Raw genomic sequence first — 378 nt, 5'->3', positions numbered from 1 at the left:
ACCACATCAGATGTTCGTTGTCCAAAACTATCCAAAGTCTCTGAGACACCATAACCATCAAATTGAATGTTATTTGCCTCAGACTTACCACGATCAGCCAATGCTTTCTCATAAGCAGCTAGCTGACGATCATATTCTGCTTTTTTCTGTGCATTTGTCGCACTAGCGGACTCCTGAGCTAGTTTATTGCGTTCAGCAATTGCCTTGTTTTCATCCTTGATTTTTTGAGCATTAGCAAGTTGAGCTTCATATTCTGCTTTCAACTTATCATTCTGAGCCTGAGCTTCTGCCTGTTTTTGATCATTTTCAGCATCTACAGCCTTTTGGCCAGCTTCATTTTCTTGAGCTACCCGTTCAGTCTCAGCTTTATTTTCCGCA

The 378-nt window shown here is 41.3% G+C and carries 1 pseudogene; it reads right to left on the bottom strand.

Annotated features, from left to right (window positions below):
* Positions 1 to 378 (bottom strand): annotated as a pseudogene (locus E5983_RS10285) (SspB-related isopeptide-forming adhesin); the annotation flags it as partial.

The sequence above is a fragment of the Streptococcus danieliae genome, assembly GCF_009767945.1.
Lineage (GTDB): Bacteria > Bacillota > Bacilli > Lactobacillales > Streptococcaceae > Streptococcus > Streptococcus danieliae.
Note: the sequence above shows the minus strand (reverse complement) of the source record. Positions and strands in the feature narration are given on the sequence as shown.